Source organism: Arthrobacter sp. TmT3-37, from assembly GCF_054510835.1.
On the sequence record NZ_JBTNDU010000011.1, the window covers coordinates 15,718 to 40,608 of the forward strand.

25 protein-coding genes are annotated in these 24,891 nt (G+C 70.2%); 10 read left to right on the forward strand and 15 right to left on the reverse strand.

Annotated elements, in window-relative coordinates; translation table 11 throughout:
• Window positions 1-49 precede the first annotated feature (49 nt).
• The 13 genes from ACX80U_RS13405 to ACX80U_RS13465 form a co-directional block, all read right to left on the reverse strand.
• On the reverse strand, window positions 50-1,120 hold the full coding sequence (locus ACX80U_RS13405) for a Gfo/Idh/MocA family oxidoreductase (protein WP_133080265.1): 1,071 nt from the start codon (window positions 1,118-1,120) through the stop codon (window positions 50-52).
• Between the two features lie 109 nt (window positions 1,121-1,229).
• A complete protein-coding gene (locus tag ACX80U_RS13410) occupies window positions 1,230-2,249 on the reverse strand; it encodes a LacI family DNA-binding transcriptional regulator (protein WP_459268812.1) in 1,020 nt (339 codons plus the stop codon).
• A gap of 40 nt (window positions 2,250-2,289) precedes the next feature.
• Window positions 2,290-3,756 carry a GH1 family beta-glucosidase gene (locus ACX80U_RS13415; RefSeq protein ID WP_459268813.1) on the reverse strand — a complete coding sequence of 489 codons (1,467 nt, stop codon included), beginning with the start codon at window positions 3,754-3,756 and terminating at the stop codon, window positions 2,290-2,292.
• Window positions 3,756-4,655 (reverse strand): carbohydrate ABC transporter permease, encoded by a 900-nt coding sequence (locus ACX80U_RS13420; RefSeq protein ID WP_133080268.1) that lies wholly within the window; start codon window positions 4,653-4,655, stop codon window positions 3,756-3,758. The genes ACX80U_RS13415 and ACX80U_RS13420 overlap by 1 nt, the downstream gene beginning before the upstream one ends.
• Window positions 4,652-5,788: a carbohydrate ABC transporter permease gene (locus tag ACX80U_RS13425; RefSeq protein WP_459268814.1), complete on the reverse strand. Its 1,137-nt coding sequence runs from the start codon at window positions 5,786-5,788 to the stop codon at window positions 4,652-4,654. The genes ACX80U_RS13420 and ACX80U_RS13425 overlap by 4 nt, the downstream gene beginning before the upstream one ends.
• A gap of 59 nt (window positions 5,789-5,847) precedes the next feature.
• The gene (locus ACX80U_RS13430) at window positions 5,848-7,167 is read right to left on the reverse strand and encodes an extracellular solute-binding protein (protein ID WP_133080270.1); all 1,320 of its coding nucleotides are present in this window, start codon (window positions 7,165-7,167) and stop codon (window positions 5,848-5,850) included.
• Window positions 7,168-7,414: 247 nt separating this feature from the next.
• Window positions 7,415-8,413, reverse strand: coding sequence for a sugar phosphate isomerase/epimerase family protein (locus ACX80U_RS13435; RefSeq protein WP_459268815.1), 999 nt, complete (start codon window positions 8,411-8,413; stop codon window positions 7,415-7,417).
• 82 nt (window positions 8,414-8,495) lie between these two features.
• On the reverse strand, window positions 8,496-9,665 hold the full coding sequence (locus tag ACX80U_RS13440; protein WP_133080272.1) for a Gfo/Idh/MocA family protein: 1,170 nt from the start codon (window positions 9,663-9,665) through the stop codon (window positions 8,496-8,498).
• Entirely contained in the window at window positions 9,662-10,570 is a 909-nt protein-coding gene (locus ACX80U_RS13445; RefSeq protein ID WP_459268816.1) for a sugar phosphate isomerase/epimerase family protein, read from the reverse strand. The genes ACX80U_RS13440 and ACX80U_RS13445 overlap by 4 nt, the downstream gene beginning before the upstream one ends.
• Before the next feature lie 44 nt (window positions 10,571-10,614).
• Window positions 10,615-11,853 carry a substrate-binding domain-containing protein gene (locus ACX80U_RS13450; protein ID WP_133080488.1) on the reverse strand — a complete coding sequence of 413 codons (1,239 nt, stop codon included), beginning with the start codon at window positions 11,851-11,853 and terminating at the stop codon, window positions 10,615-10,617.
• On the reverse strand, window positions 11,853-12,947 hold the full coding sequence (locus ACX80U_RS13455; protein WP_459268817.1) for an ABC transporter permease: 1,095 nt from the start codon (window positions 12,945-12,947) through the stop codon (window positions 11,853-11,855). The genes ACX80U_RS13450 and ACX80U_RS13455 overlap by 1 nt, the downstream gene beginning before the upstream one ends.
• A complete protein-coding gene (locus ACX80U_RS13460; RefSeq protein WP_133080274.1) occupies window positions 12,944-14,032 on the reverse strand; it encodes an ABC transporter permease subunit in 1,089 nt (362 codons plus the stop codon). Before ACX80U_RS13460 ends, ACX80U_RS13455 begins: the two co-directional genes overlap by 4 nt.
• Window positions 14,029-15,546, reverse strand: coding sequence for a sugar ABC transporter ATP-binding protein (locus tag ACX80U_RS13465; RefSeq protein ID WP_208740162.1), 1,518 nt, complete (start codon window positions 15,544-15,546; stop codon window positions 14,029-14,031). Before ACX80U_RS13465 ends, ACX80U_RS13460 begins: the two co-directional genes overlap by 4 nt.
• A gap of 183 nt (window positions 15,547-15,729) precedes the next feature.
• Between ACX80U_RS13465 and ACX80U_RS13470 the strand changes: the two genes are divergently transcribed.
• The 3 genes from ACX80U_RS13470 to ACX80U_RS13480 all read left to right on the forward strand — a co-directional run bounded on the left by ACX80U_RS13470 (window position 15,730) and on the right by ACX80U_RS13480 (window position 18,638).
• A complete protein-coding gene (locus ACX80U_RS13470) occupies window positions 15,730-16,878 on the forward strand; it encodes an ROK family transcriptional regulator (protein WP_459268868.1) in 1,149 nt (382 codons plus the stop codon).
• 148 nt (window positions 16,879-17,026) lie between these two features.
• Window positions 17,027-17,602, forward strand: coding sequence for an orotate phosphoribosyltransferase (gene pyrE, locus ACX80U_RS13475; protein ID WP_459268818.1), 576 nt, complete (start codon window positions 17,027-17,029; stop codon window positions 17,600-17,602).
• 31 nt (window positions 17,603-17,633) lie between these two features.
• Window positions 17,634-18,638, forward strand: coding sequence for a thioesterase domain-containing protein (locus ACX80U_RS13480; protein ID WP_208740472.1), 1,005 nt, complete (start codon window positions 17,634-17,636; stop codon window positions 18,636-18,638).
• Window positions 18,639-18,645: 7 nt separating this feature from the next.
• Here ACX80U_RS13480 and ACX80U_RS13485 read toward each other — a convergent pair whose 3' ends face one another.
• Window positions 18,646-19,425, reverse strand: coding sequence for an HAD-IIA family hydrolase (locus ACX80U_RS13485; protein ID WP_459268819.1), 780 nt, complete (start codon window positions 19,423-19,425; stop codon window positions 18,646-18,648).
• Window positions 19,426-19,514: 89 nt separating this feature from the next.
• Here ACX80U_RS13485 and ACX80U_RS13490 point away from each other — a divergent pair, with 89 nt between their 5' ends.
• The 7 genes from ACX80U_RS13490 to ACX80U_RS13520 all read left to right on the forward strand — a co-directional run bounded on the left by ACX80U_RS13490 (window position 19,515) and on the right by ACX80U_RS13520 (window position 24,055).
• The gene (locus ACX80U_RS13490; RefSeq protein ID WP_459268869.1) at window positions 19,515-20,171 is read left to right on the forward strand and encodes a TrmH family RNA methyltransferase; all 657 of its coding nucleotides are present in this window, start codon (window positions 19,515-19,517) and stop codon (window positions 20,169-20,171) included.
• 211 nt (window positions 20,172-20,382) lie between these two features.
• Window positions 20,383-21,402 (forward strand): class II fructose-bisphosphate aldolase, encoded by a 1,020-nt coding sequence (gene fbaA, locus ACX80U_RS13495; protein ID WP_133080280.1) that lies wholly within the window; start codon window positions 20,383-20,385, stop codon window positions 21,400-21,402.
• Entirely contained in the window at window positions 21,402-21,821 is a 420-nt protein-coding gene (locus tag ACX80U_RS13500; RefSeq protein WP_133080281.1) for a DUF3151 domain-containing protein, read from the forward strand. The genes fbaA and ACX80U_RS13500 overlap by 1 nt, the downstream gene beginning before the upstream one ends.
• 217 nt (window positions 21,822-22,038) lie before the next feature.
• Complete coding sequence (locus ACX80U_RS13505; protein ID WP_133080282.1) at window positions 22,039-22,242, forward strand: helix-turn-helix domain-containing protein; 204 nt, start codon at window positions 22,039-22,041, stop codon at window positions 22,240-22,242.
• Between the two features lie 153 nt (window positions 22,243-22,395).
• Window positions 22,396-22,893, forward strand: a complete 498-nt coding sequence (locus ACX80U_RS13510) for a DUF2975 domain-containing protein (protein ID WP_208740474.1) — start codon at window positions 22,396-22,398, stop codon at window positions 22,891-22,893.
• Window positions 22,893-23,153 (forward strand): helix-turn-helix domain-containing protein, encoded by a 261-nt coding sequence (locus ACX80U_RS13515; protein ID WP_459268820.1) that lies wholly within the window; start codon window positions 22,893-22,895, stop codon window positions 23,151-23,153. Before ACX80U_RS13510 ends, ACX80U_RS13515 begins: the two co-directional genes overlap by 1 nt.
• The gene (locus ACX80U_RS13520) at window positions 23,150-24,055 is read left to right on the forward strand and encodes an oxygenase MpaB family protein (protein WP_459268821.1); all 906 of its coding nucleotides are present in this window, start codon (window positions 23,150-23,152) and stop codon (window positions 24,053-24,055) included. Before ACX80U_RS13515 ends, ACX80U_RS13520 begins: the two co-directional genes overlap by 4 nt.
• Before the next feature lie 61 nt (window positions 24,056-24,116).
• Here the strand turns inward: ACX80U_RS13520 and ACX80U_RS13525 are convergent, their stop codons facing one another.
• The gene (locus tag ACX80U_RS13525) at window positions 24,117-24,719 is read right to left on the reverse strand and encodes a hypothetical protein (RefSeq protein WP_459268822.1); all 603 of its coding nucleotides are present in this window, start codon (window positions 24,717-24,719) and stop codon (window positions 24,117-24,119) included.
• Between the last annotated feature and the right edge of the window lie 172 nt (window positions 24,720-24,891).

Sequence of the window (24,891 nt, forward strand, 5' to 3'; positions counted from 1 at the left end):
CACCGGTCCGGACCCGGGCCGGTGCACGCCGCCGGTCGGGAACCGGTCCTCAGGCGGGTACTCCCGCTGCCAGGTCGGCATCGCTCGGATAGCGCAGGCCGATCTGGCGGCGGGCCTCGTCGAGTACCTCCATCATCCGCACGGACTCGGCGGTCGTCATGAAGGGGCTCTCGGTCAGCCCGGCCTGCAGGCAGCGCGTCACCTCGCGCAGCTCGTAGACGAAGCCGCTGCCGAAGACCTCGAAGCGCTCCGTGCGGAGGGTGCCCCGCCGGGGCTGGACGACGAGCTCTCCCGGGTTGAACAGGGGGGTGGACGAGCGCAACCAGCCCTCCGTCCCGCTGATCGTGACCACGCTGGGGCTCTCGGCCCCGATCGACGTCGTCAGCTGGGCGTGCGCACCGTCGTCGTACGTCAGGGTCAGTGCGTTCTGGAGGTCCACGCCCTCGGGGGTGAGGGTGCCGCGGGCGGCGACGGCACCGGGTTCGCCGAGCGCCCCGAGCGCCCAGGTGAGCGGGTACACGGCGAGGTCGAGCAGGGCACCGCCGCCGGCCGCCGGGTCCCAGAGCCGGGACGCCGGATCGACCGGCGCGGTGAAGCAGAGGTCCGCCTGGAGCCAGCGCACCGTGCCGATCTCGCCGGACCGCACGATCTGCAGGGCGCGACGGAAGCTGGGCAGGAAGCGGGTCCAGACCGCCTCCATGAGGAACAGGCCGCGCTCCCGCGCGAGGTCGGCGAGTTCGCGGGCCTGCTCTGCGTCCATGGTGATGGGCTTCTCGCACAGCACGTTCTTGCCGGCGTGGAGCGCGGCGAGGGCGACGGCGTGGTGCTGGGTGTGCGGTGTGGCGATGTAGACCACGTCGACGGCGGGGTCCGCGAGGAGCCGATCGTAGCCGGCGGCGCCGGCCGCGTCCCAGTAGGAGGTGGTGAAGCCGAAGCGCAGCGCGAAGGCCCGGGCGGAGGCCTCGCTGCGGGAACTCACGGCGTGCAGGACGGCGTCGTCGAGCAGGGCGAGGTCCTGCACCACGCGGGCGGCGATGGAGCCGGTGGCGACGACGCCCCACCGGATCGGGCGGCCCGTCGCGGTGGACGGGGCGATGGTGCTGACGGGAGCTGGAAGCATCGGGTGGGCCTTTCGGGAACAGGGCGGCGTGCAGGAGGGCACGCTGACGCGAGGGGTGCGGTCGGAGAACCGGGCGCGAGGATCCGGGACGTGGGTCGGGGAGGTGGGGTCAGACGGAATCGCGGAGGACGAGCGAGGTGGGCATCCTCGTCACGCGTTCCGCCGGTTTCCCCTCGATGAGGTTCACCAGCGTCTCGGCCATCTTCTTGCCGAGCTCGATGATCGGGTGGTGCACGGTGGTCAGCGCCGGCGTCACCGAGGTGGCGAAGGAGTCGTCGTCGAACCCGACGACGGCGACGTCCTCCGGGATGCGCAGCCCCCTGCCCTGGATGGCCGTGTAGGCGCCGGCCGCCATCTGGTCGTTGCCGACGAAGACGGCGTCGATCGGCGTGCCACGGTCGAGGAGGCGGTGCATGGCGCGGGCCCCGGAGGCGAGGGTGAAGTCCCCCACCTCCACGAGCCCCTCGGCCAGGCCCGCCTCCCGGACCGCGGTCCGCCAGCCAGCGAGGCGGTCGATGCCCGGGGGCATGTCCTGCGGTCCGGCGATCGTGGCCACGTGCCGCCGGCCGCTGTCGGTCAGCTGCCGGGTGGCGCTGTAGGCGGCCTGCTCGTTGTCGACCTCCACGTAGTAGCTCTCCCTGCCGCCCACCAGGGGGCGCCCGGCGAAGACCATGGGAAGCGACCCGGAGAGGTGCGTCCAGGAGTGGTCACCGCTGTGGTGCGAGACCACGAGGACGCCGTCCACGTTCCCGCCGAGGAGGAAGCTGCGCGTCTTCTCGGGCTTCGACTCCGAGGAGATCACCATGTTGAGCGTGTACTCCGTGTCGGTGAGGAAGAGTGCGATCCCCTGCACCACCGAGGCGAAGAACGGGTCCGCGAACACCTTCGACGTCGACTCCGGGACGATCAGCGTGACGGCGTTCGCCCGGCGCTTGGCCAGCGAACGCGCCGCGCGGTTCGGCGTGTAGTCGAGCGCGAGGATGGCCTTCTTCACGGACTGCGCGAGCTCCGGGTCGACGCTCGGCGAATCGTTGACGACACGGGACACGGTCGCGCGCGACACCCCGGCCAGGGCGGCCACCATCTCCAGGGTGGGGACCGGCCGGGGCCCGCCTGTGTCCTGTGTCATCGTCATCTCCGAAGCCTCGACAGTATGGCTGAAGCCTACGTCAGGCGCTCGCCCTGGTGAGGCGCGGGGCGGTGGCAGCGGAGATCACGCCGGCATAGGCCACGCCGCTGTCCTTCACCGTCCGCTCGAACGAGTCGTAGTCCACCCGGACGATCCCGAAGCGCTTCCCGTAGCCCCAGGACCACTCGAAGTTGTCGAGGAGGGACCAGACGAAGTAGCCGCGCACGTCCGCTCCCTGGTCGATGGCCTGCCCGACGGACGCGATGTGGTCGAGGATGAACGTCGTGCGTTCGGCGTCGTGCACCGCGCCGTCCGGGCTCACGACGTCGTCGTACGCCGCGCCGTTCTCCGTGATGTAGAGCGGGGGCAGCGTGTCGTACTCCTCGCCGAGGCGGACCAGGAGCTTCCGCAGGCCGTCCGGGTTGACCTCCCAGTTCATGGCGGTGCGCGGCAGCCCGCGGCTCGGGAAGGCGATGTCCTCCGAGCCGATCCAGCACGACGACGTCGGGCGGGTGGCGCCGCCCGAGTGGCCGTCGCCGCCCTCGTCGTCCCGGTGTCCGCTGATGAGGTCGTCGTGGTAGTGGTTCACGCCGAGGAAATCGATCGGCGCCCCGATGATCTCGAGGTCCCCGGGCCGGATGACGTCCCGGATGCCGAACTGCTCGAGGTCGGCGAGGGTGTCCTCGGGGTACGCCCCGCGGAGGATCGGGTCGAGGAAGATCCGGTTCTGCAGCGAGTCGAACCGGCGCGCTGCGTCGAGGTCGATCGGATCCGCCGGGTCGCGGGGGATCGAGTTGCTGAGGTTGAGGGTGATCCCGAGGTGCTGGGCACCCCGGCCCCGGAGCTCGCCGACCACCAGTCCGTGGGCGAGGTGCTGGTGGTGGATCGCGGCGACGGCCGCCGCCGGGTCCTGCCGGCCGGGGGCGTGGACGCCCGCCGCGTAGCCCAGCAACGACGAGCAGAACGGCTCGTTGAACGTCGTCCAGTGCTCCACGCGGTCCCCGAGGGCCGAGTAGACGTCGTCGGCGTAGTCCACGAAGCGGTAGGCGGTGTCGCGGTTCGCCCAGCCGCCCTTCTCCTCCAGGGCCTGTGGCAGGTCCCAGTGGTACAGGGTCAGCCAGGGCAGGATCCCGGCCTCGAGGAGTTCGTCCACGAGGCGGGAGTAGAAGTCCAGGCCCTCCGCATTGGCTGCCCGGTCGCCGGGCCGGACCCGGGACCAGCTCGTCGAGAAACGGTAGGAGCCGAGGCCGAGTTCCTTCATGATCCGGACGTCCTCGGGCATGCGGTGGTAGTGCTGCACGGCGTCGGTCAGGGTGTCGCCGTGCGCGATCGCGCCGGGTACCCGGGCGAAGGCGTCCCAGACGGAGTCCTCCTTGCCGCCCTCGTGGCTGGCGCCCTCGACCTGCGCCGCCGCGGTGGCGGAGCCCCAGAGGAAGCCCTCGGGCCAGGTCCTGGCGGCGGCCGGGTGGGAGGACGGGTGGGACGGGGTTGTTGCGTCGAGTGGCATTAGCCCTTCACTGCTCCTTGCATGATTCCGGAAATGAGTTGACGGCCCGCGACGACGAAGAGCACCAGCAGCGGGAGGGTGGCCAGGACGGCGCCGGCGAGGACGATCGAGTAGTCCACGTACCGCGCCGACTGCAGCTGGCTGAGCGCCGTCTGCAGGGTGGGGTTGCCGGGACCGAGCACGAGCAGCGGCCAGAGGAAGTCGGTCCAGGCGGTCATGAACGTGAACAGACCCAGGATCGCCATGGCGGGACGGGCGGCGGGAAGAGCGACGTGCCAGAAGGTGGAGATCATGGATGCTCCGTCCATGCGGGCCGACTCGATGAGCTCGTCGGGGATGACGTCCACGAGGTACTGGCGCATGAAGAACACGCCGAACGCCGTCACGAGCGTGGGGATGACGACGGCGCCGATCTCACCGGTCCAGCCGAGCGTGCGCATCATCATGAACAGCGGGATGATGCCGAGCTGGGTCGGGATGGCCATGGTGGCGATCACCGCGACCATGAGGCCGGTGCGTCCCCGGAAGCGGAGCTTCGCGAACGAGTAGCCGGCCAGGGTCGAGAATGCGACGACCGACAGCGTGATGATGCCCGAGATCAGCACACTGTTGCCGAGGGCGAGCCAGAACGGGATGGTGTCGAAGACCTCGCCGACGTTCGTCCAGAAATTGCCGCCCGGGAACAGGGGCGGCCAGGTCTGGCCGAGGGCCTCGTTGGACCGGCTGCCGATGATGAGCGACCACCAGAGCGGATAGGCGGAGGCGAGGAAGAAGGCGAACAGCAGGCCGTAGGTCAGGAACCCGGGCCGCCGTCCGTTGCCGAGCAAGCCCTGTCGGAGGGAACGGCTCCGGTCGTTCGAGGCGCGCGGTCGCTGCGGCCTCGTCTCGGTGACGGTCATTGCCCACTCCTCGGTGTCGTGTCTGCTGGGGTGCCGGCCGGGTCCGCGGCCGGGTCGGGTGCCGGTCCGGCAGCGGGTGCCGGCGGCTGGGGGCCCGCTGCGGGGAGGACGACGGCGGGTGCCGGGGAGCGTCGGCGTCGGCGGCTGCCGGCACCCCTGCCCGGTCCGCGCCCGTCGCCGGTGGTGGCGATCCTCTGTGAGATCAGGTAGTTCACGAGGCCGAACAGCACGATGATGAGGAACAGGAGCCACGCGATGGTGGACGCCTTGCCGAAGTTCTGCCGCTGGAAGGCCATCTCGTAGAGGTAGAGCACGGTGGTCTGGAACTGCGCCGCGGTTCCCCCGTAGGTCCGCGGATCGAAGAGACGGGGCTCGGTGAAGATCTGCAGTCCGCCGATCGTCGCGGTGATGACCACGAAGATCATGGTGGGCCGGATGCTCGGCAGCGTGATGCTGAAGAAGCGGCGGAACACTCCGGCACCGTCGATGGCAGCGGACTCGTAGATGTCGCGGGGGACGGACTGCATGGCTGCCAGCAGGATCAGGGCGTTGTAACCGGTCCAGCGCCAGTTCACCATGGTGGCGATCGCGATGTGGCTCGGCAGGGTCTCGTTCGTCCACAGGATGCGGTCGAACCCGAAGCTCTCCAGGATGTTGTTGATCAGCCCGTACTGCTCACCGAAGAGGTTCGAGAAGATCAGGGCGACGGCGACGGGGGTCACGATGTAGGGGAGCAGGATGCTCATGCGCCAGAACGTCCTGGCGCGGAGGTTCTGGTCCAGCACGGCCGCGATGGCCGTGGCGACGATCAGCTGCGGGATGGTCGAGAGCAGGAAGATGCTCATCGTGTTGAACAGCGAGTTCCAGAAGAAGCGGTCCTGGAGGACTTCCTGGAAGTTGCGCAGGCCCACGAACTCGCCCTGCCCCTTGAGCAGGTGCCAGTCGAAGAGCGAGACGAAGAAGGTGTAGCCGAGGGGGAACAGGCCCACCAGGGCGAAGAGGAGGAAGAACGGGGAGATGTAGAGGTAGGGCGAGGCCTTCATGTCGAAGACGTTCAGTCGCTGGCGGAAGGTGAGCGTGGGTTTCGCAGGGGCAGGGCTGCTGGCTGCCGGGCGGTTCAGTGTCGTGGTCATGGGATTCCAGACTCCAGGGGGGGCCTCCGGTGCTGCCGGAGGCCCCGCGGCCGGTGCTGCTAGTTGTTCACGACGCGGTCGTTGAGGAGCTGGACGGCTTCGTTCCAGGCCTCGTCGGCTGTGCCCTCACCGGAGTCGAGGATCTTCAGGGCCGGTGCGAAGACGTTCTCCTGGATCTCCGAGTCCTGCGGGCCCTTGAACTGGGCCACGACGCCCTCGGCGCGCGAGGCGAAGATCTCGCCGTACGGTGCGTCGTTGAAGAGCTCGTTCGGGACGGCTGCCTCGACGATCTCCGCCTGGGCGTCCAGGGTGCTCGGGAAGTTGTTCGCGGCTGCGGACTGCTTGACCATCTGTTCGGGGGCGGTCAGCCACTGGGCGAGCTTGGCGGCCTCGGCGGGGTGCTCGGAGCTCTCGGGGACGGAGAGGAAGGCTCCTCCCCAGTTGGAGGCTCCGCCCGGGAAGATGTCGGCGACGTCCCACCCGGTCTCGGGGCCGCCACCGGCTGCTTCGAGCTGCTCCTTGATGGTGCCGAGCATCCAGGCGGGGCAGACGTGGACCGCGAAGGAGCCATCCACGAAGGCCTTGCCCTTGCCCCAGTCGAACTGCTTCTGGTTGGCGGAGAGGCCGTCGGCGGTGCCGGCAGCGAGGAGGTCGAACTGGGCGCGCATCGCCTCGTTGCCCTCGATGTTCAGCTCGCCGTCGGCCGTGTAGTAGCCCTCGTCCATCTGGTTCACCATGGAGTTCCAGACGAACGCCGACTGGTCGTACCAGGCCTTGCCCGTGGTCTCGTGGTACTGGCGGCCGAGGTCGAAGTAGGTCTCCCAGGTGGCGTCGTCGCCGCCGAAGAGTTCGGCGACCTCTCCACGGTCGGTGGGCAGTCCCGCTGCCTCGAAGAGCTCCCGGTTGTAGCACAGTGCCTGGGGCCCGATGTCCGTGCCGAGTCCGATCACGCGGCCCTCGGGGTCGGTGCCCTGCTCGAACTTCCAGTCCACCCAGTTGTCCTTGATGTCCGCGGCACCGTACTCGTTGAGGTCAACGAACTGGTCGGACACCTCCATGATGGAGCCGAGCCAGCCCTCCTCGACGGCCACGACGTCGCTGAGTCCGGAACCGGCCGCGAGCTTGGTGAACGCGTCGACGCGGGCGTTGGCGCTGCCGTCGATGTTGGTCGCCTCGATGGTCACGCCCGGGTTCTGCTCTTCGTATTCGGCGTACAGATCGTCGTAGCCGAACTGTCCGAAGGTGGTGACGGTCAGGTTGACGGGGTTGTCCGCACTAGCCGGTTCGTCGCTCCCTCCTCCGCTGCAGCCCGAGGCCACGATGGCCAGGGAGGCGACGCCGGCGAGGGCTGTGATTTTCCTGAGTCGCGAGAATTCCACGATCACTCCTTTGTGTGTGTGAGCGACATACGCCGACGGGCGAGAGAGCGCTCTCTGGGATGTGGAACCACTGTATGTGCGGGAAGTCACACCGTCAAGAGAGCGCTCTCTCGCGTCTCATCCACTGAGACTTACCGAGGACGACAGGGTTTTCGGGGTGCGACGAAGGCCCCGGACGACTCTGCCCACCCCGACATGCGTCGGGGTGGGCAGAGGAGGGAGGGCCGCGGCGAAGGGCGCGAGGTCCCTACTGACTGAAGGCGGCGTCGAAGGATGTCTCCGACGGCGCGAAGTCGAAGCGCTTCAGGAAGGCGAGGGCTTCCGGCGCCCCCTGCAGCCGGTCCATGCCGGCGTCCTCCCATTCCACGGAGATGGGCCCGGTGTAGCCGATGGCCGTCAGGGCGCGGAAGCTGTCCTCCCAGGGCACGTCACCGCGCCCGGTCGAGACGAAGTCCCAGCCGCGGCGCGGGTCGCCCCAGGCGAGGTGGGAGGAGAGGATGCCGTTGCGGCCCCCGCCCATGCGCATCTTCGTGTCCTTGCAGTCCACGTGGTAGATCCGGTCCTTGAAGTCGGAGATGAAGGCCACCGGATCGATCTGCTGCCACAGGAAGTGGCTCGGATCCCAGTTCAGGCCGAAGGCGGGGCGGTGCCCGATGGCCTCGAGGGTTCGCTGGGTAGACCAGTAGTCGTAGGCGATCTCGGAGGGGTGGACCTCGTGGGCGAAGCGGACCCCGCACTCGTCGAAGACGTCGAGGATCGGGTTCCAGCGGTCCGCGAAGTCCTGGTAGCCGGCCTCGATCGTGGCCGCGGGGACCGGTGGGAACATGGCCACGTACTGCCAGATCGAGGAGCCGGTGAAACCGACGACGGTGTCCACGCCGAGCTTCCTGGCGAGCCGCGCCGTCAGCTTCATCTCCTCCGCGGCCCGCCCGCGCACGCCCTCCGGGTCGCCGTCGCCCCAGACCTTCGGGCCGACGATCGCCTGGTGGCGGAAGTCGATGGGGTTGTCGCAGACGGCCTGGCCCTTGAGGTGGTTCGAGATGGCCCAGACCTTCAGCCCGTTGCGCTCGAGGATGTCGAGCCGGTCCTGGATGTAGGCGTCGTCGTCCCAGCGCCAGGCGTCGAGGTGGTCGCCGGAGACGGCGATCTCCAGTCCGTCGTAGCCCCACCGGCCGGCGAGCTCGGCGACCTTCTCGAAGGGGAGATCGGCCCATTGGCCGGTGAACAGGGTGAAGTTGCGGGTCATGCGGGCTCCTTGGCTGGGTGGTCCGGTGGGTGTGGCGGTTCGGGCGGCGGGACTGCGGTGGGACCGCGGTGGGTCGGCGCGGTCAGGGCCGGACGACCGCGCTCGCATTCGCCGCGCTCGCCTCGAGCGCACCGAGGACCTGCTGCACCCTCAGGCCGTCCTCGAACGATGGCGAGGGGGCGCGGTTGCTGCGGATGGCGTCGAGGAAGTCGGCGGCCTGGCTGGTGAACGAGGAGTCCCAGCCGAGGGTGTGCCCCGCCGGCCACCAGGCGTCGAGGTAGGGGTGCTGCGGCTCGGTGACGAGGATGCGGGCGAAGCCCTGCTCCGTGCCGGGGGCGTCGGAGGCGAAGTACTCGAGCTCGTTGAGCCGTTCGAGGTCGAACCGGAGCGCACCACGGGAGCCGTACACCTCGATCTGCAGGGCGTTCTTGCGCCCGGTGGCGAAGCGGGAGACCTCCAGGCTGACGACGGCACCCGATGCCGTGTGCAGGGTGGCCCAGGCGGCGTCGTCGACCGTGACGGGTTCCGGCCCGTCCGGCCCCGGCCGCTCCGTCACGAAGGTGTTCACGGTGCCGGAGACGCCGACCACCTGCGCGTCGAGGAGGAAGTGGACCTGGTCGACGGCGTGGGACGCGAGGTCGCCGAGCGCGCCCGAGCCGGCGGTCTCCCTGCGGAGGCGCCAGGTCATCGGTGCCCGTTCGTCCGCGAGCCAGTCCTGCAGGTAGCTGATGCGGACCTGCCGCACGTCGCCCACGCGGCCGTCGGCGATCATCGCCCGTGCCTGTGCGAGGGCGGGCAGCCTGCGGTAGTTGAAGGCGACCATCGACTGGACGCCGCGGTCGCGGGCGGCCGCCGCGACGGCCGCGAGTTCCTCCGCCTCCGCGACGGTGTTGGCCAGGGGTTTCTCGAGCAGCACGTGCTTGCCGGCCTGCAGCGCAGCGATGGCCTGCTCGGCGTGGAGGTGGCCCGGCGTGCAGATGTCGACGATGTGGATGTCGTCCCGCTCCAGGACGGAACGCCAGTCCGTCGTGCTCTCCTGCCACCCGTACCGGCGTGCGGCATCCTCCACCTGCGCCGCGTCCCGCCCGACGATGACCTTCTGCTCGATCGCGGGCGAGTCGTAGAAGGAGCCGACATTCCGCCAGGCATTCGAGTGGGCCTTCCCCATGAAGGAGTAGCCGAGGACGGCGACGCCCAGGGTAGCGGTGCGGGAACCTGCGGCGTCGGCGGGAGCCGGCACGGTGGTCGTCATGGTGTATCTCCTTGAAGGGCCAGGGCGGCCCGGGACTGGGATGGATCGGTGCGGCGGAGGAAGGCCAGGCCGTCCTCCGCCAACCGGTCCTGGGACGGCGCCAGGGGGCGCCAGACAGCTGCGGCCGTGGCGATGCTCGCGTTGTGCGCGGTGAAGCTCTCGATGTTCAGCGGTCCGCGGTACTGCACATCGTCGAGGGCGGCGAACACGCCCTGCCAGTCCGTCTGGTCCCCGCCAGGCGCACCGCGGTCGTTGCCGCAGACCTGGAGGTGGACCAGGTGCGGTCCGGCTGCCCGGATGGCATCGGCGGACGATCTCTCCTCGATATTCAGATGATAGGTGTCGAGCGCGAGTCCCACGCCCCGCCCGAGCAGCGGCTGCAGTATCTCGAGGGCCTGCTCCACCGTGTTGACGAGCGAGGTCTCGTACCGGTTCAGCGGCTCGATCCCGAGGACCACGCCGGCCTCGACCGCCCGGTCGGCCACGGGAGCGAGGTTGTCCCGCAGCTCGGCGCAGGCGGCCGAGCGTCCGTCGTCGTCCATCCGCCAGAGCCGGCCCGTGTGCGCGTAGAAGGGGCCGCACACGCTCGCGGCACCGACGGCGGCGGCGAGGTCGATGCAGTCCTGGAGATAGCGCTGGGTCGACCTGATGGTGGCCTCCGGGGCGCCCACCAGCTCCCGGCCGGGCGCCATCGCCCCGACGATCGTGGGTACCAGGCCGGTCTCGGCCAGGATCTCCCGCAGCGCCGGGGCGGTGAGGTCCCCGGCGTTCTCGAGGGGGAGCTCCACACCGTCGAAACCCATCCCGGCGATCCTCCGCAGGAGGGGAGGCAGGTCCGCGTCGGTCAGCGGGGATGTCCAGACCCACGTGTTGATCCCGAGGGCGCGGGCGATGCCGTCGTTCACGGTCCTGCCTCCTTCCGTTCCGTTCCCTGGTGGTGCGGCGGGCGTCAGGGGATCTGGCGGTCCTGCCAGACCTGCGGGTAGCCGGGGAGGTCCTCTCCGCCGAACTTGGCGTAGTGGCCGTCCGGCATGCCCTCGTTGGCGGTCAGGAACTCACCGCGTTCGTCCTCGGTGATCGGCGACTGGGGCAGGACCCACTCCGCCGGGACCTCCTCGCCCGCGAAGATCTTCTCCAGGGCGAGCAGCGGGGTGCGCCACTGGAAGTTCGAGTACACCGGCGCCAGCGCGTCGATGCCCGTCTCGTCCCACTTGCGCAGGAAGCTCATCTCGTCCTCGCCCGTCATGACGGGGAGGTCCGCCCCGGCGTCCTCGAACGCCTCGATCGCGGCGACGGCGCCGTCACCGGCGTCCATCCAGACTCCCTGCACGTCCCCGGTGGCGAGTTCGTCCGAGATGATCGACTTGATCTCCACCGGATCGGCACCGGTGAAGTAGTCGACCGCCTCGATGCCGTTCTCCTCGAAGATGCGCTCGGCCGCGGCCCAGCGCTGTTCCAGGACGTCGACGCCGGGGAGGATCCGCAGGGCCACCACCTTGTCGCCCTCACCGAGGCGCTCGCTGAGGAACTCCGCGGTGTCGATACCCCAGGCGAAGCCGCCGATCGGGTGGATGAAGGTGACGGCGCAGTCGGTCTGGACGCCACGGTCGAACACGATCACGGGCTTGCCGGTCTCGCACGCGCGCTCGACGGCGGGCGTCATGGCCGCCGTGGAGTTCGGGGAGATGATGAAGGCGTCGCAGTTCCCCTCGGCGATGAAGTAGTCGATGTCCGCGATCTGCGTGTTGTCGTCGTCCTGCGCGTCACGCGTCTCCATCTCCGAGATGACGCCGGAGTCCTGCAGCACCTGCAGCTGCTGGTTCATGGTGATCCAGCCCGTCTGCCGCCACGGGTTCGAGATCGACGCGTTGGAGAAGCACGCCTTCTGCGGTCCCTCGGCCGCGAAGGCGGAGGTGTCCTTCATCTCGCCGTCGATGTACTGCAGGTACGGCTGCTCGGGGTCGCCCTCGAAGGTGGCCGAGCGCTGCTGGTCCTGCTCGTCGTAGACGGCCTGGTCGAACCATTCCGTGCTGTCCTCGCTGGGTTGCGCGGCGGCGGTCTCCTCGGCGACCGCGCTCTCCTCCGCGGCCGGCGGATTCTCGATGGACGAGTCGGTGGTGCAGGCGGTCAGGGCGAGCAGCGACGTCGCTGCGATCACCGTGACCTTGCCCAGGATGCTTCCACGCATCATGTTCCTCCCTCATTGGTGCCCGGTGCGGGCTGCGGTGCTGTTATCGGACGGTGCTGGTCATGGGCCCGGGTGCTGGCGCCCCTGCGCTTGCGCTGCCAGTTCCGGGACGCCGCGGCGACGGCGACGATGATGATGGCGCCCTGCACGCTGTCGCGCCAGGTGGATTCGACGCCGAGGAAGTTCAGGAGCGTGAAGAGCAGTTCGAGGGCGAACGCGCCGGCGGCAGCGGACAGCACCCAGCCGCGACCGCCGCCCAGCACCACCCCGCCGAGGACGACGGCGGTGATCGCCGTGAATTCGTAGCCCTGGCCCACCGACGGGTGGACCCCCGCATAGCCCACGAGGATCACGCCTGCCACGGTCGCCGCGAGGGAGGACAGCATGAAGGCCCGGGTCCGGACCCACCACACCGGCGCGCCGGTCAGTGCGGCGGCGCGGTCGTTGTCGCCGACGGCCACGAGGGTCCGCCCGTAGGGCCGGCGCATGAGCCAGAAGGCGGCGGCCGCGGTGACGGCGAGGATGATCACGGGGTAGGGGAGGATCTCGAGGACGGGGATGTCCCGGATACCGCCACGGCCGATCTGCCGGAAGCTGTCGGCCGGGTTGCCGGTCGCGGCGCCGCCGGTCCAGTACAGCACCAGGCCGAGCAGCGCGAGCATGGTCCCGAGGGTCACGATGAAGCTCGGCACCTTCAGCAGGGTGGTGACGAGGCCGTTCACCAGCCCCACGAACGCCCCGAACGCGATCATCAGGAGCAGGACTGGGAGGGTGCGCGACTCGTCCTCGCCGACCAGGTTGCCGGCGATGATGACCTGGGCGGTGACCACCGATCCCATGGAGAGGTCGAACTCGCCGGAGACGATGACGAAGTACTGCCCGATCGCCGCGATGGCGATGGGGGCCGTGCGGCCAATGAAGCGGATCAGCGAGCCCGGCTCGCCGAACGAGGGGTTCGCCGCCAGGACGGCCGCCAGGAGGACGGCGACGAGGACGAAGATCGCCCCGCTCGGTGTGCGCAGCGCGCGCAGGACGCGCTCGCCGCGGGGGGAGCGGTTCTGCTGGAGGACGGCGCGTCCTGTGGCCACGTTCATGCCGGTACCTCGTTCCGCGTGCCCGGTCCTTCGCCCGCCGACGAGCCGTCCGGGCCGCCGGGCCTGCGCCGCGGTGTCCCGGGGCCCGCCGGCGGGCGGTCCTCGCCCTGCCGGGCCGGGCCGCGGCCGAACCGGGCCGGACGGTGGACGGTCCGGCGCCGCGCGTACACGGCCACGGACACGACGATCACGATGCCGCGGACCACATCCTTGAGGAAGGGGTTGATCTGCAGCACGCTCATGATGTTGTCCAGCATGGCGAAGATGAGGACGCCGCCCAGCGTGCCGATGAGGGAGCCCTTGCCGCCCGCGAGCAGTGTCCCGCCGAGGACGACGGCTGCGATCGACAGCAGGTCGTAGCCGCCCTGCGAGCCGATGGTGGGGCTGCCGACGCCGAGGCGTGCGGCCAGCAGCAGGCCGGCGAGCCCCGCCAGGGTGGAGCAGATGACGTGCGCCGCGAGCACCGGCGTCCGGGTCCTGACGCCGGACATCCTCGCGACGGAGGCATCACCCCCGACGGCGTAGATGGCGTGCCCGAGCCGCGTGCTGTTGAGCATGACCAGTACGACGGCGGCACAGGCGAGCATGATGAGCGTGGAGACGGGGACGGGACCGATGCCCGTGGCCCCGATGAGGCGGAACGCGAGCGGCGCCTGGCCCGAGCTGCCCTGGTAGGTGGACCCGAGGTAGCCGCTGACGATCAGGCCCATGCCGAGGGTGGCGATGAAGCCGTGCACCTTCAGTCCGGCCACCACGGCTCCGTTGGCCAGGCCGATCAGGGCGGAGACGAGGAGCGCCACGATCACGGCGGGCAGGATGTTCGCCGGCTGATCGGCCATGATGCCGGCTCCGATGAGGCTCGACAGGCTGATCACGTAGGGGACGGAGAGGTCGAGGCTTCCCACGAGGATGACGAGTGTCTGCCCGATGGCGATGAACCCGAGGATGCTCGTCCCGGTCAGGATGTCCGAGATGTTGCCGGTGCTGAAGAAGCTCCGGCCGGTGGAACCCACGAGGACGATTCCCGCGACGACGGTCACCAGCGCCACGAGGTAGACGATGTTCGTCGAGCTCAGGCGCCTCATGACCGCACCTCGCGGGCACCGGTGGCGAGGCGCAGCACCTGTTCCTCCGACGCTCCGGGCGGTAGTTCCCCGGCGATGCGCCCGTCCCGCAGCACGATCACGCGGTCGGACATCCCGAGTACCTCGGGCAGTTCGCTCGAGACCATGAGGATGGCCCTGCCTTCCCGCGCCAGCTGGCGCATCAGGGAGTAGACGGCGACCTTCGCCCCGACGTCGATCCCGCGCGTCGGCTCGTCGAGCAGGACGACCAGGGGATCGATAGCCAGCCATTTGGCGAGGACGACTTTCTGCTGGTTGCCGCCGGAGAGGAACTGCACTTCCTGGTCGAGGTCGCGGGCGACGACCTCCAGCGACGAGAACACCCCCGGTGCATCCCGACGGGCTGCAGCGGTGCGCCGGGGATGGACCGAGCGCACCACGCTGAGCGCGTTGTCGAGGATGGACTGGTTGAGGCTGAGCCCCTGCGCCTTGCGGTCCTCCGTGATGAGCGCGACGCGGTGGCGGATGGCGTCCCTCGGCGAGCGCGGCCGGTAGGTCCTGCCTTCGACCGTCATCGCGCCGCGCGTGAAGCCCTCCGCACCGAAGATCGCCTCGACCAGCTCCGTCCGACCCGATCCCTGGAGACCCGCGACCCCGACGATCTCCCCCGCGCGGAGGGACAGGCCGACGTCGTCGAGCTGGTCGTTGCCGCCGCCGCTGATCTCCAGCAGCGGTTCCCCGACGGCGGTGCCCGGCAGCGCCTCGGGGAAGTAGGCCGAGATGGGCCGGCCCACCATGGCGCGGACCAGTGAGGCGTCGTCGAGCTCGGCCGCGGGGGACGAGGTGACGATCCGCCCGTCCTTGAGCACCGTGATGGTGTCACACAGGTCGAAGATCTCCTTCAACCGGTGGGACACGTAGAGGATGGCCGTGCCCCGCTTCCGCAGGCGGTCGATGATGCCGTAGAGGAGCTCGACCTCCGGTCCGGCGAGAGCCGCGGTGGGCTCGTCCATCGAGATGATCCTGGCGTCGTAGCTCACGGCCTTCGCGATCTCGACGATCTGCTGCTGCGCCACCGAGAGCGAGCTGACCGACGCCGTCGGCCGGATGGTCGTGATGCCGAGGTCCTCCAGCAGTTCCGCGGTGCGCTGGTTCATGGCCCGGCGGTCGACGAGGAGTCCCTTCCGCGGTTCCCGGCCGAGGTAGATGTTCTGTGCGACGGTCCGCTCGGGCAGCAGGTTGAACTCCTGGAAGACCGTGGACAGCCCGGCGCGGTGCGCCTGCACAGGGTGCGTGAAGTCCACCGGTTGCCCGTCGAGTTCGATGCGTCCCGAGTCGCGGACGTACACGCCTGCGAGCAGCTTCATGAGCGTCGATTTCCCGGCGCCGTTCTCGCCCACGAGTCCGTGGACCTCGCCGGGGAAGAGCTCGAGGGCTGCGTCCTGGAGGACGGGTACCCCGAAGAAACTCTTCGAGAGTCCCGAGACATGCAGGATCGGAGCCGGTGCCCCGCTGGTGCTGACGTCGTCGTCCACGCGCCTACTGTGACACGGCGTCCCCACTTCTGTCGAGCAACATGCAAAAGACGGCTACAGACTCGGGAAAGGGGTGCGTGCTTTACTGGAAAGGTGTCCCTTCCCCTGCCCCACGCGGCGCCGACGAGCCATGGCGGGCCCCGCCAGCGGCTCCTCGGCCCTCCGCCCACGGGAGCCAGTGAGATCTTCCAGGTGCTCAGGGACGGCAGGCCGCGGACCCGGGCCGAACTCGCGCAGATCACCGGGCTGGCGCGCTCCACGGTCGCCGCACGGGTGGACACCCTCATGGCGCTGGGCCTCGTGTCGCCGACCGGTGGAGCGGCGTCCACGGGAGGCCGGCCGCCCTCGCTGTTCGCACTCAACCCGGCCGCCCGCGTCGTCGTCGGGGCGGACCTCGGAGCGACCCACGCCATCGTCATCCTCACGGATCTCGCGGGCACGGAACTGGGCCGGGAACGCCAGGACCTCAGCATCGCCGACGGACCGGTCGCCGTCCTGGGCTGGCTGATCTCGGCCGTCGACCGGCTCCTCCGGGGGGCGGACCGCGCGCCCGCGGAGCTCGCAGCCATCGGGATCGGCCTGCCCGGTCCGGTGGAACACGACACGGGCCGGCCCATCAATCCCCCGATCATGCCGGGCTGGGACCGGTTCGACGTGCCCGGGCTGGTCCAGGGCAGCTTCGACGTCCCGGTGCTCGTGGACAACGACGTCAACATCATGGCGCTGGGCGAGCAGAGCGCCAACTGGCCCGACACCACCGACCTGATGTTCATCAAGGTGGCCACCGGCATCGGCGCAGGGATCATCTCCGGCGGTGTCCTCCAGCGCGGGGCGCAGGGCACCGCGGGCGATCTCGGCCACGTCCGCGTCCCGAGGGCGAGCGACCGGCTCTGCAGGTGCGGCAACACCGGGTGCCTCGAGGCACTGGCCGGCGGGCCCGCGCTGGCCGCGGCCCTCAACGAGTCGGCGCAGGTCCCCCTCACGGGCAGCCGGGACGTCATCGAGCTGGTCCGCTCCGGTGACGCCACCGCACTGCAGGCGATCCGGCAGGCCGGACGGGACATCGGGGACGTCCTGGCGACCTGCGTCAACCTGATCAATCCGTCGGTGGTCGTCATCGGCGGGTCCCTCGCCCAGGCCGGCGAACACCTGCTGGCGGGCGTCCGCGAGATCGTCTACAAGCGCTCGCTGCCGCTGGCGACGGAGCACCTGCGGATCGTCCCCTCGGTGTCCGGGCAGAGCGCGGGTGTGGCGGGCGCCGCGGTGCTGGCGATCTCCCATGTGCTCTCCCCGGAGGCGATCGACGCCGCCGGCGCACGCCTGGCGGGCTGACCCGATCCGGCTACCCGGTCCGCAGCGTACCCCGCCGGCCGGAACCGGTCGGTGGCGGGGCTCCGACGCGGGGCGCGGGAGGCCGCAGTGTCGCGGTGGGCGCGGCGGGGTGACGGGGGCGCCCCCGGCCTCTCGATAGACTGGCCGCATGACCGCCGAGACCTCCGCGCAGACCACCGACCGCACCAGGCTCCTCGAGCTCATCCGGGAACTCGCCGTCGTGCACGAGCGCGTCACGCTCTCCAGCGGCGTCGAGGCCGACTACTACATCGACCTCCGCCGGATCACGCTGCACCACGAGGCATCCGCCCTCGTGGGCCGCGTCATGCTCCAGCTGCTCGACGACGCCGGCATCGCCTTCGAGGCCGCCGGCGGCCTCACGATGGGCGCGGACCCGGTCGGCACCGCCGTGATGCACGCGGCAGGGCGGGCGGGCCGGCCGATCGACGCGTTCGTGGTGCGCAAGACCCAGAAGACGCACGGCATGGGCCGCCAGGTGGAGGGACCCGACGTGTCCGGGCGTCCCGTCGTCGTCCTGGAGGACACCTCCACCACCGGCGGCTCCGCGCTGACCGCCGTCGAAGGCGTCCGGCGGGCCGGCGGGGACGTCCGGGCCGTCGCCGTCATCGTGGACCGCAGCACGGGATCGAAGGAGCGCATCGAGTCCGAGGCGGGTGTGCCCTACCTCTTCGCGTTCGGCAAGGACGAACTGGGCCTCGCCTGACGGGGACCGCGACCACGGCACGGAGCGGCGCATGGAGCACGACGGCGTCCGGGCAGCCCTGCGCGGTGCGCGGGACTTCCGCGAGTCCTCCCGCCGGTCCTTCCTCATCGGGTCGGCCGCTGCGGCGGTAGCGACGGCGGATCTCGCCTTCACCCGCGTCATCCAGTCCCAGCGCGAGCTGACCCGCATCCTGCCGCTCGACGACGACGATGCACGCGCGCGCTTCCCGGACGACCGCTGGGTCCTCTTCCCCGGGTACAAGACCAGCTGGGAGGAAGGGCTCTGGATCCTCAACTCGCTGCGCCCGGCCCTGTCCCGGCGCGCGCAGATGGCCGTGATGGGCTACTCCAACCGCGGGCTCGACATCAACAACATCGTCGCCACGATGAACCGCTACGTGGAGAACTTCCGGCTCGAGAGGCTCTACTTCTACGGCCACAGCTTCGGCGGAATGGTGGCGGTCGAGGTGGCCGCCCGGCTGCGCGACCGCGGCATCCCGGTGGAGCTCGTGCTGCTGGACTCCTCGCCGTCGAGCCGCTTCGACGTCCAGGACCAGCGCATGTTCGACGGCGTGGTGCTGCTGTACGAGGCGGGGGTGCGTGTGCCGATCAGCGTGCGGGGCACCTACGAGCTCGGCGAGCGGATCGTCCACAAGAACGAGCGCACGTGGAGCCAGATCGTGGACCAGACGCTCGAGCAGCTCTCACCCCTGGCACCCAGCAGCGAGCTCATCCAGTCCGAGTCCTCGTACATCTACCACTTCGACGTCTCGCGGTTCCGGCTCTCCCTCGGGGAGACGAAGGTGGTGTTCACCGGGAACCCGAACGACGGCGTCGTCGACTACGCGCGTGCTCGGACCGGGTGGGCGCGCGGGCTGCCCGACAACCTGGTCTCCGCGGACCACGTGACGGAGGGGGCGCTGCCGGCGCACGCGAGCCCGCAGTGGAACCCGGGCATCTACCAGGGCATCGTCTCCGCCGTGCAGCGCGACTACGTCCCCGTGCCGCGGGGCGGCGGCCTGAAACGGCTCTTCTAGGCCGCTTCTACACCTGGTCGATCAGGTCCGCCACCGAGTCGCAGATCTGCGCCGGGCGGAACGGGAACGCCTCGATGTCCTCCGGCTGCGTGATACCACTGAGCACCAGGACCGTGTGCAGGCCCGCTTCCATGCCGGCGATGATGTCGGTGTCCATGCGGTCGCCGATCATCGCCGTCGTCTCCGAGTGCGCGTCGATCTGGTTCATCGCCGAGCGGAACATCATGGGGTTCGGCTTGCCCACGATGTAGGGGTCCCGGCTCGTCGCCGCCGTGATCATGGCAGCGATGGCGCCCGTCGCCGGCAGCGGGCCCTCCTTCGAGGGCCCGGTCACGTCCGGGTTCGTGGCGATGAAGCGGGCGCCGTCGAGGATCAGGCGCACGGCCTTGGTGATCGCCTCGAACGAGTAGGTGCGGGTCTCGCCGAGCACCACGTAGTCGGGGTTCGTGTCGGTGAGCACGAAGCCCGCCTCGTGCAGGGCCGTCGTCAGTCCCGCCTCGCCGATCACGTACGCCCGTCCGCCTGGCAGCTGGTCGCGCAGGAACTGCGCGGTGGCCAGCGCCGAGGTCCAGAGGTTCTCCTCGGGGATCTCGAGCCCGGAGGCCTTCAGCCGCGCGGCCAGATCGCGCGGCGTGTAGATCGAGTTGTTGGTCAGGACGAGGAACCGCTTCGAGGTGGCCACCCATCGCTCGATCAGCTCGGCCGCACCGGGGATGGCCTGGTTCTCGTGCACCAGCACACCGTCCATGTCGGTGAGCCAGCACTCGATGTGTTCGTTCTCGCGCATGGGCGTCCTTCCAGAGGGGGCGTTCGGGGACCTGCCGGTGCCAGTCTTCCACCTTTCGCGCCGACTACGCTGGGAGGGTGACAGAACCCCTGCCCGAGCCCGCCGTCGACGCCGTGACCGCGGACGGAGCCCCGGGCGGTCCCGTCGGCGTCGGTCCGTGGGAGGGCGAGTGGCCCGACGGCGACCACTGGGACCGTGACCTGCTGGCGGGCGGGGACACCCGCAACGTCGTCGACGCGTACCGGTACTGGAAGCACGAGGCGATCGTGGCGGACCTCGACGAGCGCCGCCACGGCTTCCACGTCGCGATCGAGAACTGGCAGCACGACCTCAACATCGGCTCCGTCGTGCGCACCGCCAACGCGTTCCTCGCCAGGGAGGTCCACATCATCGGGCGACGGCGGTGGAACCGGCGCGGCGCCATGGTCACCGACCGCTACCAGCACGTGCGCCACCACCCCACGGTGGCCGACTTCACGGAGTGGGCCGCGGCGGAGGGACTGGCGGTGATCGGGATCGACAACTTCCCCGACTCGGTGCCGCTCGAGACCTACGACCTGCCCGAGAACTGCGTGCTCGTGTTCGGCCAGGAGGGCCCGGGCCTCACGCCGGAGGTGCACGAGGCCGCCGAGGCGACGCTCTCCATCGCCCAGTTCGGGTCCACGCGCTCCATCAACGCCTCGGCGGCCGCCGCGATCGCCATGCACGGCTGGGTGCGGCGGCACGTGTTCGGGCAGCACGCCTGACCCGGCGGCCACCACCGCCGGTACCCGCCGGGTCCGGGCGCACCCCGTAGCACGCCCGGCCCGCGACGCCCTGGCACCGCGGGCCGCGGCCCTGGTTCCCGGCGTCGCGACCGGTCCGGGCCGTCGTCATCCGGCGTCGGGATCCCCTGCGCCCGGCAGGTCCGCTCGCTAGGATGAAGCAAGCACTTCCCACCACTAAGGAGTCCTCAGCATGCCTATTGCCACACCTGATGTTTACGCCGAGATGATCGACCGCGCGAAGGCGGGCGGTTTCGCATTCCCGGCTGTGAACGTGACCTCCTCCCAGACGCTCAACGCGGCCATGCGCGGCTTCGCGGAGGCAGGGTCCGACGGCATCGTGCAGGTCTCCACGGGCGGCGCCGCCTACTGGTCCGGCGCGAGCGTCAAGGACATGGTCGCCGGTTCGCTCGGTTTCGCGGCCTTCGCGAAGGAAGTGGCGAAGAAGTACGACGTCAACATCGCGCTCCACACGGACCACTGCCCCAAGGACAAGCTGGACGACTTCGTGCTGCCCCTCCTCGCCGCGTCCGAGGACGCCGTGAAGAACGGCCGCGACCCGATCTTCAACTCGCACATGTGGGACGGCTCGGCCGAGACCCTCGAGGAGAACCTGCGGATCGCCCGCGAGATCCTGCCGCGCGCGGCTGCGGCGAAGATCATCCTCGAGGTGGAGATCGGCACCGTGGGTGGCGAGGAGGACGGCGTCGAGAACGCCATCAACGACAAGCTCTACACCACGGTCGAGGACGCCCTGGCCACCATCGACGCCCTCGGCGCCGGGGAGCACGGCCGCTACATCACGGCGCTCACCTTCGGCAACGTGCACGGGGTGTACAAGCCCGGTGGCGTGAAGCTGCGGCCCGAGATCCTCAAGGACATCCAGGACCAGGTGGGCCGGAAGATCGGCAAGGACAAGCCCTTCGACCTCGTCTTCCACGGCGGTTCGGGATCCTCCGACCAGGAGATCGCCGACGCCGTCTCCTATGGCGTCATCAAGATGAACATCGATACCGACACCCAGTACGCGTTCACCCGCCCGGTCGCCGACCACATGCTCCGCAACTACGACGGCGTCCTGAAGGTCGACGGCGAGGTCGGCAACAAGAAGACCTACGACCCCCGCGTCTGGGGCGCCTCGGCCGAGGCCGGCCTCGCGGCCCGCGTCGTCGAGGCCGCCGCGTCGCTCGGGTCGGCCGGGAAGAAGCTCTAGTGTCCGACGAGTTCCGGAAGAACCTGATGGGCCCCGAGCCCACGCTCCTGCCGGAGGAGCCCGCCGTCGTCGGGCGCCTCGCGGCCGGTGACGAGGCCGTGGACCTGGCGGCCAAGCATCCGACGTCGTCGCTCGTCTGGGCGATCCTCGCGGATGAGGCGTACGCGGAGGGCCGGACCATCGAGTCCTACGCCTATGCCCGCACCGGGTACCATCGCGGCCTCGACGCGCTGCGACGCAGCGGCTGGCGTGGCGCCGGCCCCATCCCGTACTCGCACGAGCCGAACCGTGGCTTCCTCCGCGCCCTCTACGCGCTGGGCCGTGCTGCCGCGTCCATCGGCGAGATCGAGGAAGCCGAGCGGATCGCGGTGTTCCTCAGGGAGTCGGACCCGGAGGCCAGCGCGCAGCTCGCGAACTGACGTCCGGCCCGGAACGGGAAGAACGGGGTCCGCCATGGCGGACCCCGTTCTTCCTTTTTCCGCCGGGAGGGCCTCGGTCCGGGTGCCTCCTAGACCCGACTACTCGTTAATCGGGTCCGGTTAACAAGTAGTCCAATTCCTTGTGCAGAAGTGGCGCACGCGACCAGAGTTAAAAGCTCCACATACCGTGGTGAGGCGATTGGAAGTGGGGGCTGGAATGTCCACAAGCGTAAGTACGGGTCAGTTGTACACGGTCGCGGAGGTCGCGGCCATGATGCGGGTCTCGAAGATGACGGTCTACCGCCTGGTGCAGTCCGGAACGATCAACAGCATCCGGTTCGGCCGGTCCTATCGCGTGCCGCAGAATGCGGTGCGGGACTACCTCGACGCGACGAATCCGGGCTCGGACTACTCGATCTGACGGCAGGTCCGCGGACGGTCCCCGGCCCGCCGTGGCCGGGGGTGCGTCATGACCTCGGACGTCACAGCGAGACGTGTACCGACCGATCGTACGCCTTGTGCTATCTATCGGTTAACGATAGCTTTGTGCTGACAAACAGTACAAGGAGTCGTCATGGGAAGAATCACCGTCCTCGCTCTGCGGGTCGTGCTGTGCATGATGTTCGCGGGTTCCGTCTTCATCCAGGTGGTGATGCTCTCGCTCCTGGGCATCGACCTCGACGGAGCCGATCCCGACGTCGCCCTGATCCGGACCCCGCTCGTGGTCCTGACGGTGCTCGGGATCCTCGCACTCCAGGTGGCCGTGGTCTGCGTCTGGGGGCTGCTGACGATGGTGCGGCGGGGAACGGTGTTCTCCTCGGACGCCTTCCGGCTCGTGAACATCGTCATCGGTGCCTTCGCCGCCGCGAGCCTGCTCACGGTGGGGCTCGGGATCGCGCTCGCGCCCGGTGAGGCCGTGGCGCCCGGCGTCGTGCTGCTCATCGGGGGAGTGGCCGTCATGATCGCTGCCGTGGCGCTGATCGTGCTCGTGCTGCGGGCACTGCTCGCGCAGGCGGTGGCACGCGACACCGAGGCACGGCAGCTGCGCACCGAACTCGACGAGGTCATCTGATGCCCATCGTGGTGCGGATCGACGTCGAACTCGCCCGGCGGAAGATGAGCGTGGGCGAGTTCGCGGAGCGGATCGGACTGACACCCGCCAATGTGGCGGTGCTCAAGAACGGACGGGCCAAGGCCGTCCGCTTCAGCACACTCGAGGCGATGTGCAGGGTCCTGCAGTGCCAGCCCGGGGACCTGCTCGAGTGGGTCGCGGACGAGCCCGGGGCGGACGCGGGGGCCGCGATGTCCGTGCCCGGAGAGGACGATGCATGAGGGGACGCGGCAGGTTCCTGCCCGCCGCGCCCGGGCCGGGCGCGCCGGGGGACGCCGGTCTGTACGGCCCGGGGTCGACCGCGTGGCGGATCGCGCGGGAGCGGACCGTCCTGGCCGGTGGACCGGCTGCGCTCCTGCTGCAGGTGGCGCACCCCCTCGTCGCGGAGGGCGTCCGCGCCCACAGCGGCTTCGCGACCGATCCCCTCCAGCGGCTCCGCGGCACCCTCGACGCCGTCCTGACCGTCACGTTCGGCGACGACGCGCAGGTCCGCGCCGCCGCCGCCCACGTGGCCAGGAGGCACGAGACCGTCCAGGGCACGCTGCCCACCGCCAGTTCCTCGCTGCCCGCGGGGACCCGGTACAGCGCGAACGACCCGGACCTGGCCCTCTGGGTGTTCGCCACCCTGGCATGGACCGCCATCGAGGTCACGGAGGTCTTCCTCCGGCCCGTCGGGCCCGAGGAGCGGGATGCGTACTACCGGGACATGACCCGGCTCGGGCACGTGTTCGGTGTCCCGGACGCGCTCCTGCCCGCCGACTACCGCGGCCTCCGGAGCTACTTCGACCACCAGGTCCGTACCACCCTCGACGTCGGCGGTGCCGCCCGCTCGATCGCGCAGCAGATCCTCGCTCCGGATCCGCCGATCGTGCCGCCTCCACTCCGCCCGGTGCCCGCCCTGCTCGCCGCCGGGATCCTCCCTCCCGCGCTGCGCGAGGCCTACGGACTGCCGTGGCGGCGTCGGGACCGGATCGCCTTCGCGGTGATCCGCCGGGCCGTCCGGCATGCGGCCCCCCTGCTGCCGGCCGGGCTCCGCTACTGGCCCCACTACGGTGTGGCATGCCGCCGCCTGGCAGCTGACGGCGGCCGGGCGCAGCGGGCGGTTCGCCGCCGGAACCGGTGAGGTGCCCCCGGCTACCGGCGGACGGACACCGCCGGGGCCCAGGACCGGCCCGTCCCGGTGATCAGTGCTCCGGGTGGCGGATCGTCGTCGTGACCGACACCACCTGCGGGCGCGGCGGGGCGGAGCTGAAGCCGAACCGCACCGGGGGGCTCACGGGTGCGAGGGTGCCGAGATCCGCGTCCCGCCAGGTGGCCGTCGCCCCGGAGACGGCCCGCGCGGAGGTCACGCCGTAGTACTCGGTGCGCCCGTGTCCTGCCGAGCCGGCCGTGGCGATGCCCTTCACCAGGAGCGACGCCACGGGATTGATGAGCGCGAGCCAGCGGGGATGAGTGGCCAGGGGCCGCGGGACGATCCCCAGCAGGCGCCCGAGGAGCGTGACCGCGCCGATTCCGGCGACCACCCGCAGACCGCCGCCCTCGACGACGAGCCGGTCGGCCGTCAGGGTCGAGGTGACCGGCGAGAGCACGACGTCGTCGAACGTGTAGGTCGATCCGACGTAGTCCGCGATCTCCTGTGTGGGCGCGATCAGCGTGCGGTGTCCCGCGGCGTCCTCCAGCATGACGTCGGTGAACGCCTCGAAGGGGGAGGTGTCCCACCGGCCGATCACCAGCCGGGTGCCCGAGGCGGTGCCGATGCCGGCGATGTGTCCTTCGAAGCGGTCCATGGCCCTATTGTGCACGCGCCCACCTCCGGACCGGACGGGCCTCGCGGAGCTCCCGCTCGCGTCACGCCCGGCATTTTTCGGCGCCCCCGGAGCCGCTCGGCTAAACTCGGACGGTAAGAGCCCCAGTGGCCGCATGTCGTGCGGCCGGTTGGGGCGTTCTGATGCACGGCGT

What these genes read in the sequence shown, in the direction of transcription:
- ACX80U_RS13405 (WP_133080265.1), bottom strand. Translation starts at nt 1,120, where the DNA reads ATGCTTCCAGCTCCCGTCAGCACCATCGCCCCGTCCACCGCGACGGGC.
- ACX80U_RS13410 (WP_459268812.1), bottom strand. Translation starts at nt 2,249, where the DNA reads ATGACACAGGACACAGGCGGGCCCCGGCCGGTCCCCACCCTGGAGATG.
- ACX80U_RS13415 (WP_459268813.1), bottom strand. Translation starts at nt 3,756, where the DNA reads ATGCCACTCGACGCAACAACCCCGTCCCACCCGTCCTCCCACCCGGCC.
- ACX80U_RS13420 (WP_133080268.1), bottom strand. Translation starts at nt 4,655, where the DNA reads ATGACCGTCACCGAGACGAGGCCGCAGCGACCGCGCGCCTCGAACGAC.
- ACX80U_RS13425 (WP_459268814.1), bottom strand. Translation starts at nt 5,788, where the DNA reads ATGACCACGACACTGAACCGCCCGGCAGCCAGCAGCCCTGCCCCTGCG.
- ACX80U_RS13435 (WP_459268815.1), bottom strand. Translation starts at nt 8,413, where the DNA reads ATGACCCGCAACTTCACCCTGTTCACCGGCCAATGGGCCGATCTCCCC.
- ACX80U_RS13440 (WP_133080272.1), bottom strand. Translation starts at nt 9,665, where the DNA reads ATGACGACCACCGTGCCGGCTCCCGCCGACGCCGCAGGTTCCCGCACC.
- ACX80U_RS13450 (WP_133080488.1), bottom strand. Translation starts at nt 11,853, where the DNA reads ATGCGTGGAAGCATCCTGGGCAAGGTCACGGTGATCGCAGCGACGTCG.
- ACX80U_RS13455 (WP_459268817.1), bottom strand. Translation starts at nt 12,947, where the DNA reads ATGAACGTGGCCACAGGACGCGCCGTCCTCCAGCAGAACCGCTCCCCC.
- ACX80U_RS13460 (WP_133080274.1), bottom strand. Translation starts at nt 14,032, where the DNA reads ATGAGGCGCCTGAGCTCGACGAACATCGTCTACCTCGTGGCGCTGGTG.
- pyrE (WP_459268818.1), top strand. Translation starts at nt 17,027, where the DNA reads ATGACCGCCGAGACCTCCGCGCAGACCACCGACCGCACCAGGCTCCTC.
- ACX80U_RS13480 (WP_208740472.1), top strand. Translation starts at nt 17,634, where the DNA reads ATGGAGCACGACGGCGTCCGGGCAGCCCTGCGCGGTGCGCGGGACTTC.
- ACX80U_RS13485 (WP_459268819.1), bottom strand. Translation starts at nt 19,425, where the DNA reads ATGCGCGAGAACGAACACATCGAGTGCTGGCTCACCGACATGGACGGT.
- fbaA (WP_133080280.1), top strand. Translation starts at nt 20,383, where the DNA reads ATGCCTATTGCCACACCTGATGTTTACGCCGAGATGATCGACCGCGCG.
- ACX80U_RS13505 (WP_133080282.1), top strand. Translation starts at nt 22,039, where the DNA reads ATGTCCACAAGCGTAAGTACGGGTCAGTTGTACACGGTCGCGGAGGTC.
- ACX80U_RS13510 (WP_208740474.1), top strand. Translation starts at nt 22,396, where the DNA reads ATGGGAAGAATCACCGTCCTCGCTCTGCGGGTCGTGCTGTGCATGATG.
- ACX80U_RS13515 (WP_459268820.1), top strand. Translation starts at nt 22,893, where the DNA reads ATGCCCATCGTGGTGCGGATCGACGTCGAACTCGCCCGGCGGAAGATG.
- ACX80U_RS13520 (WP_459268821.1), top strand. Translation starts at nt 23,150, where the DNA reads ATGAGGGGACGCGGCAGGTTCCTGCCCGCCGCGCCCGGGCCGGGCGCG.
- ACX80U_RS13525 (WP_459268822.1), bottom strand. Translation starts at nt 24,719, where the DNA reads ATGGACCGCTTCGAAGGACACATCGCCGGCATCGGCACCGCCTCGGGC.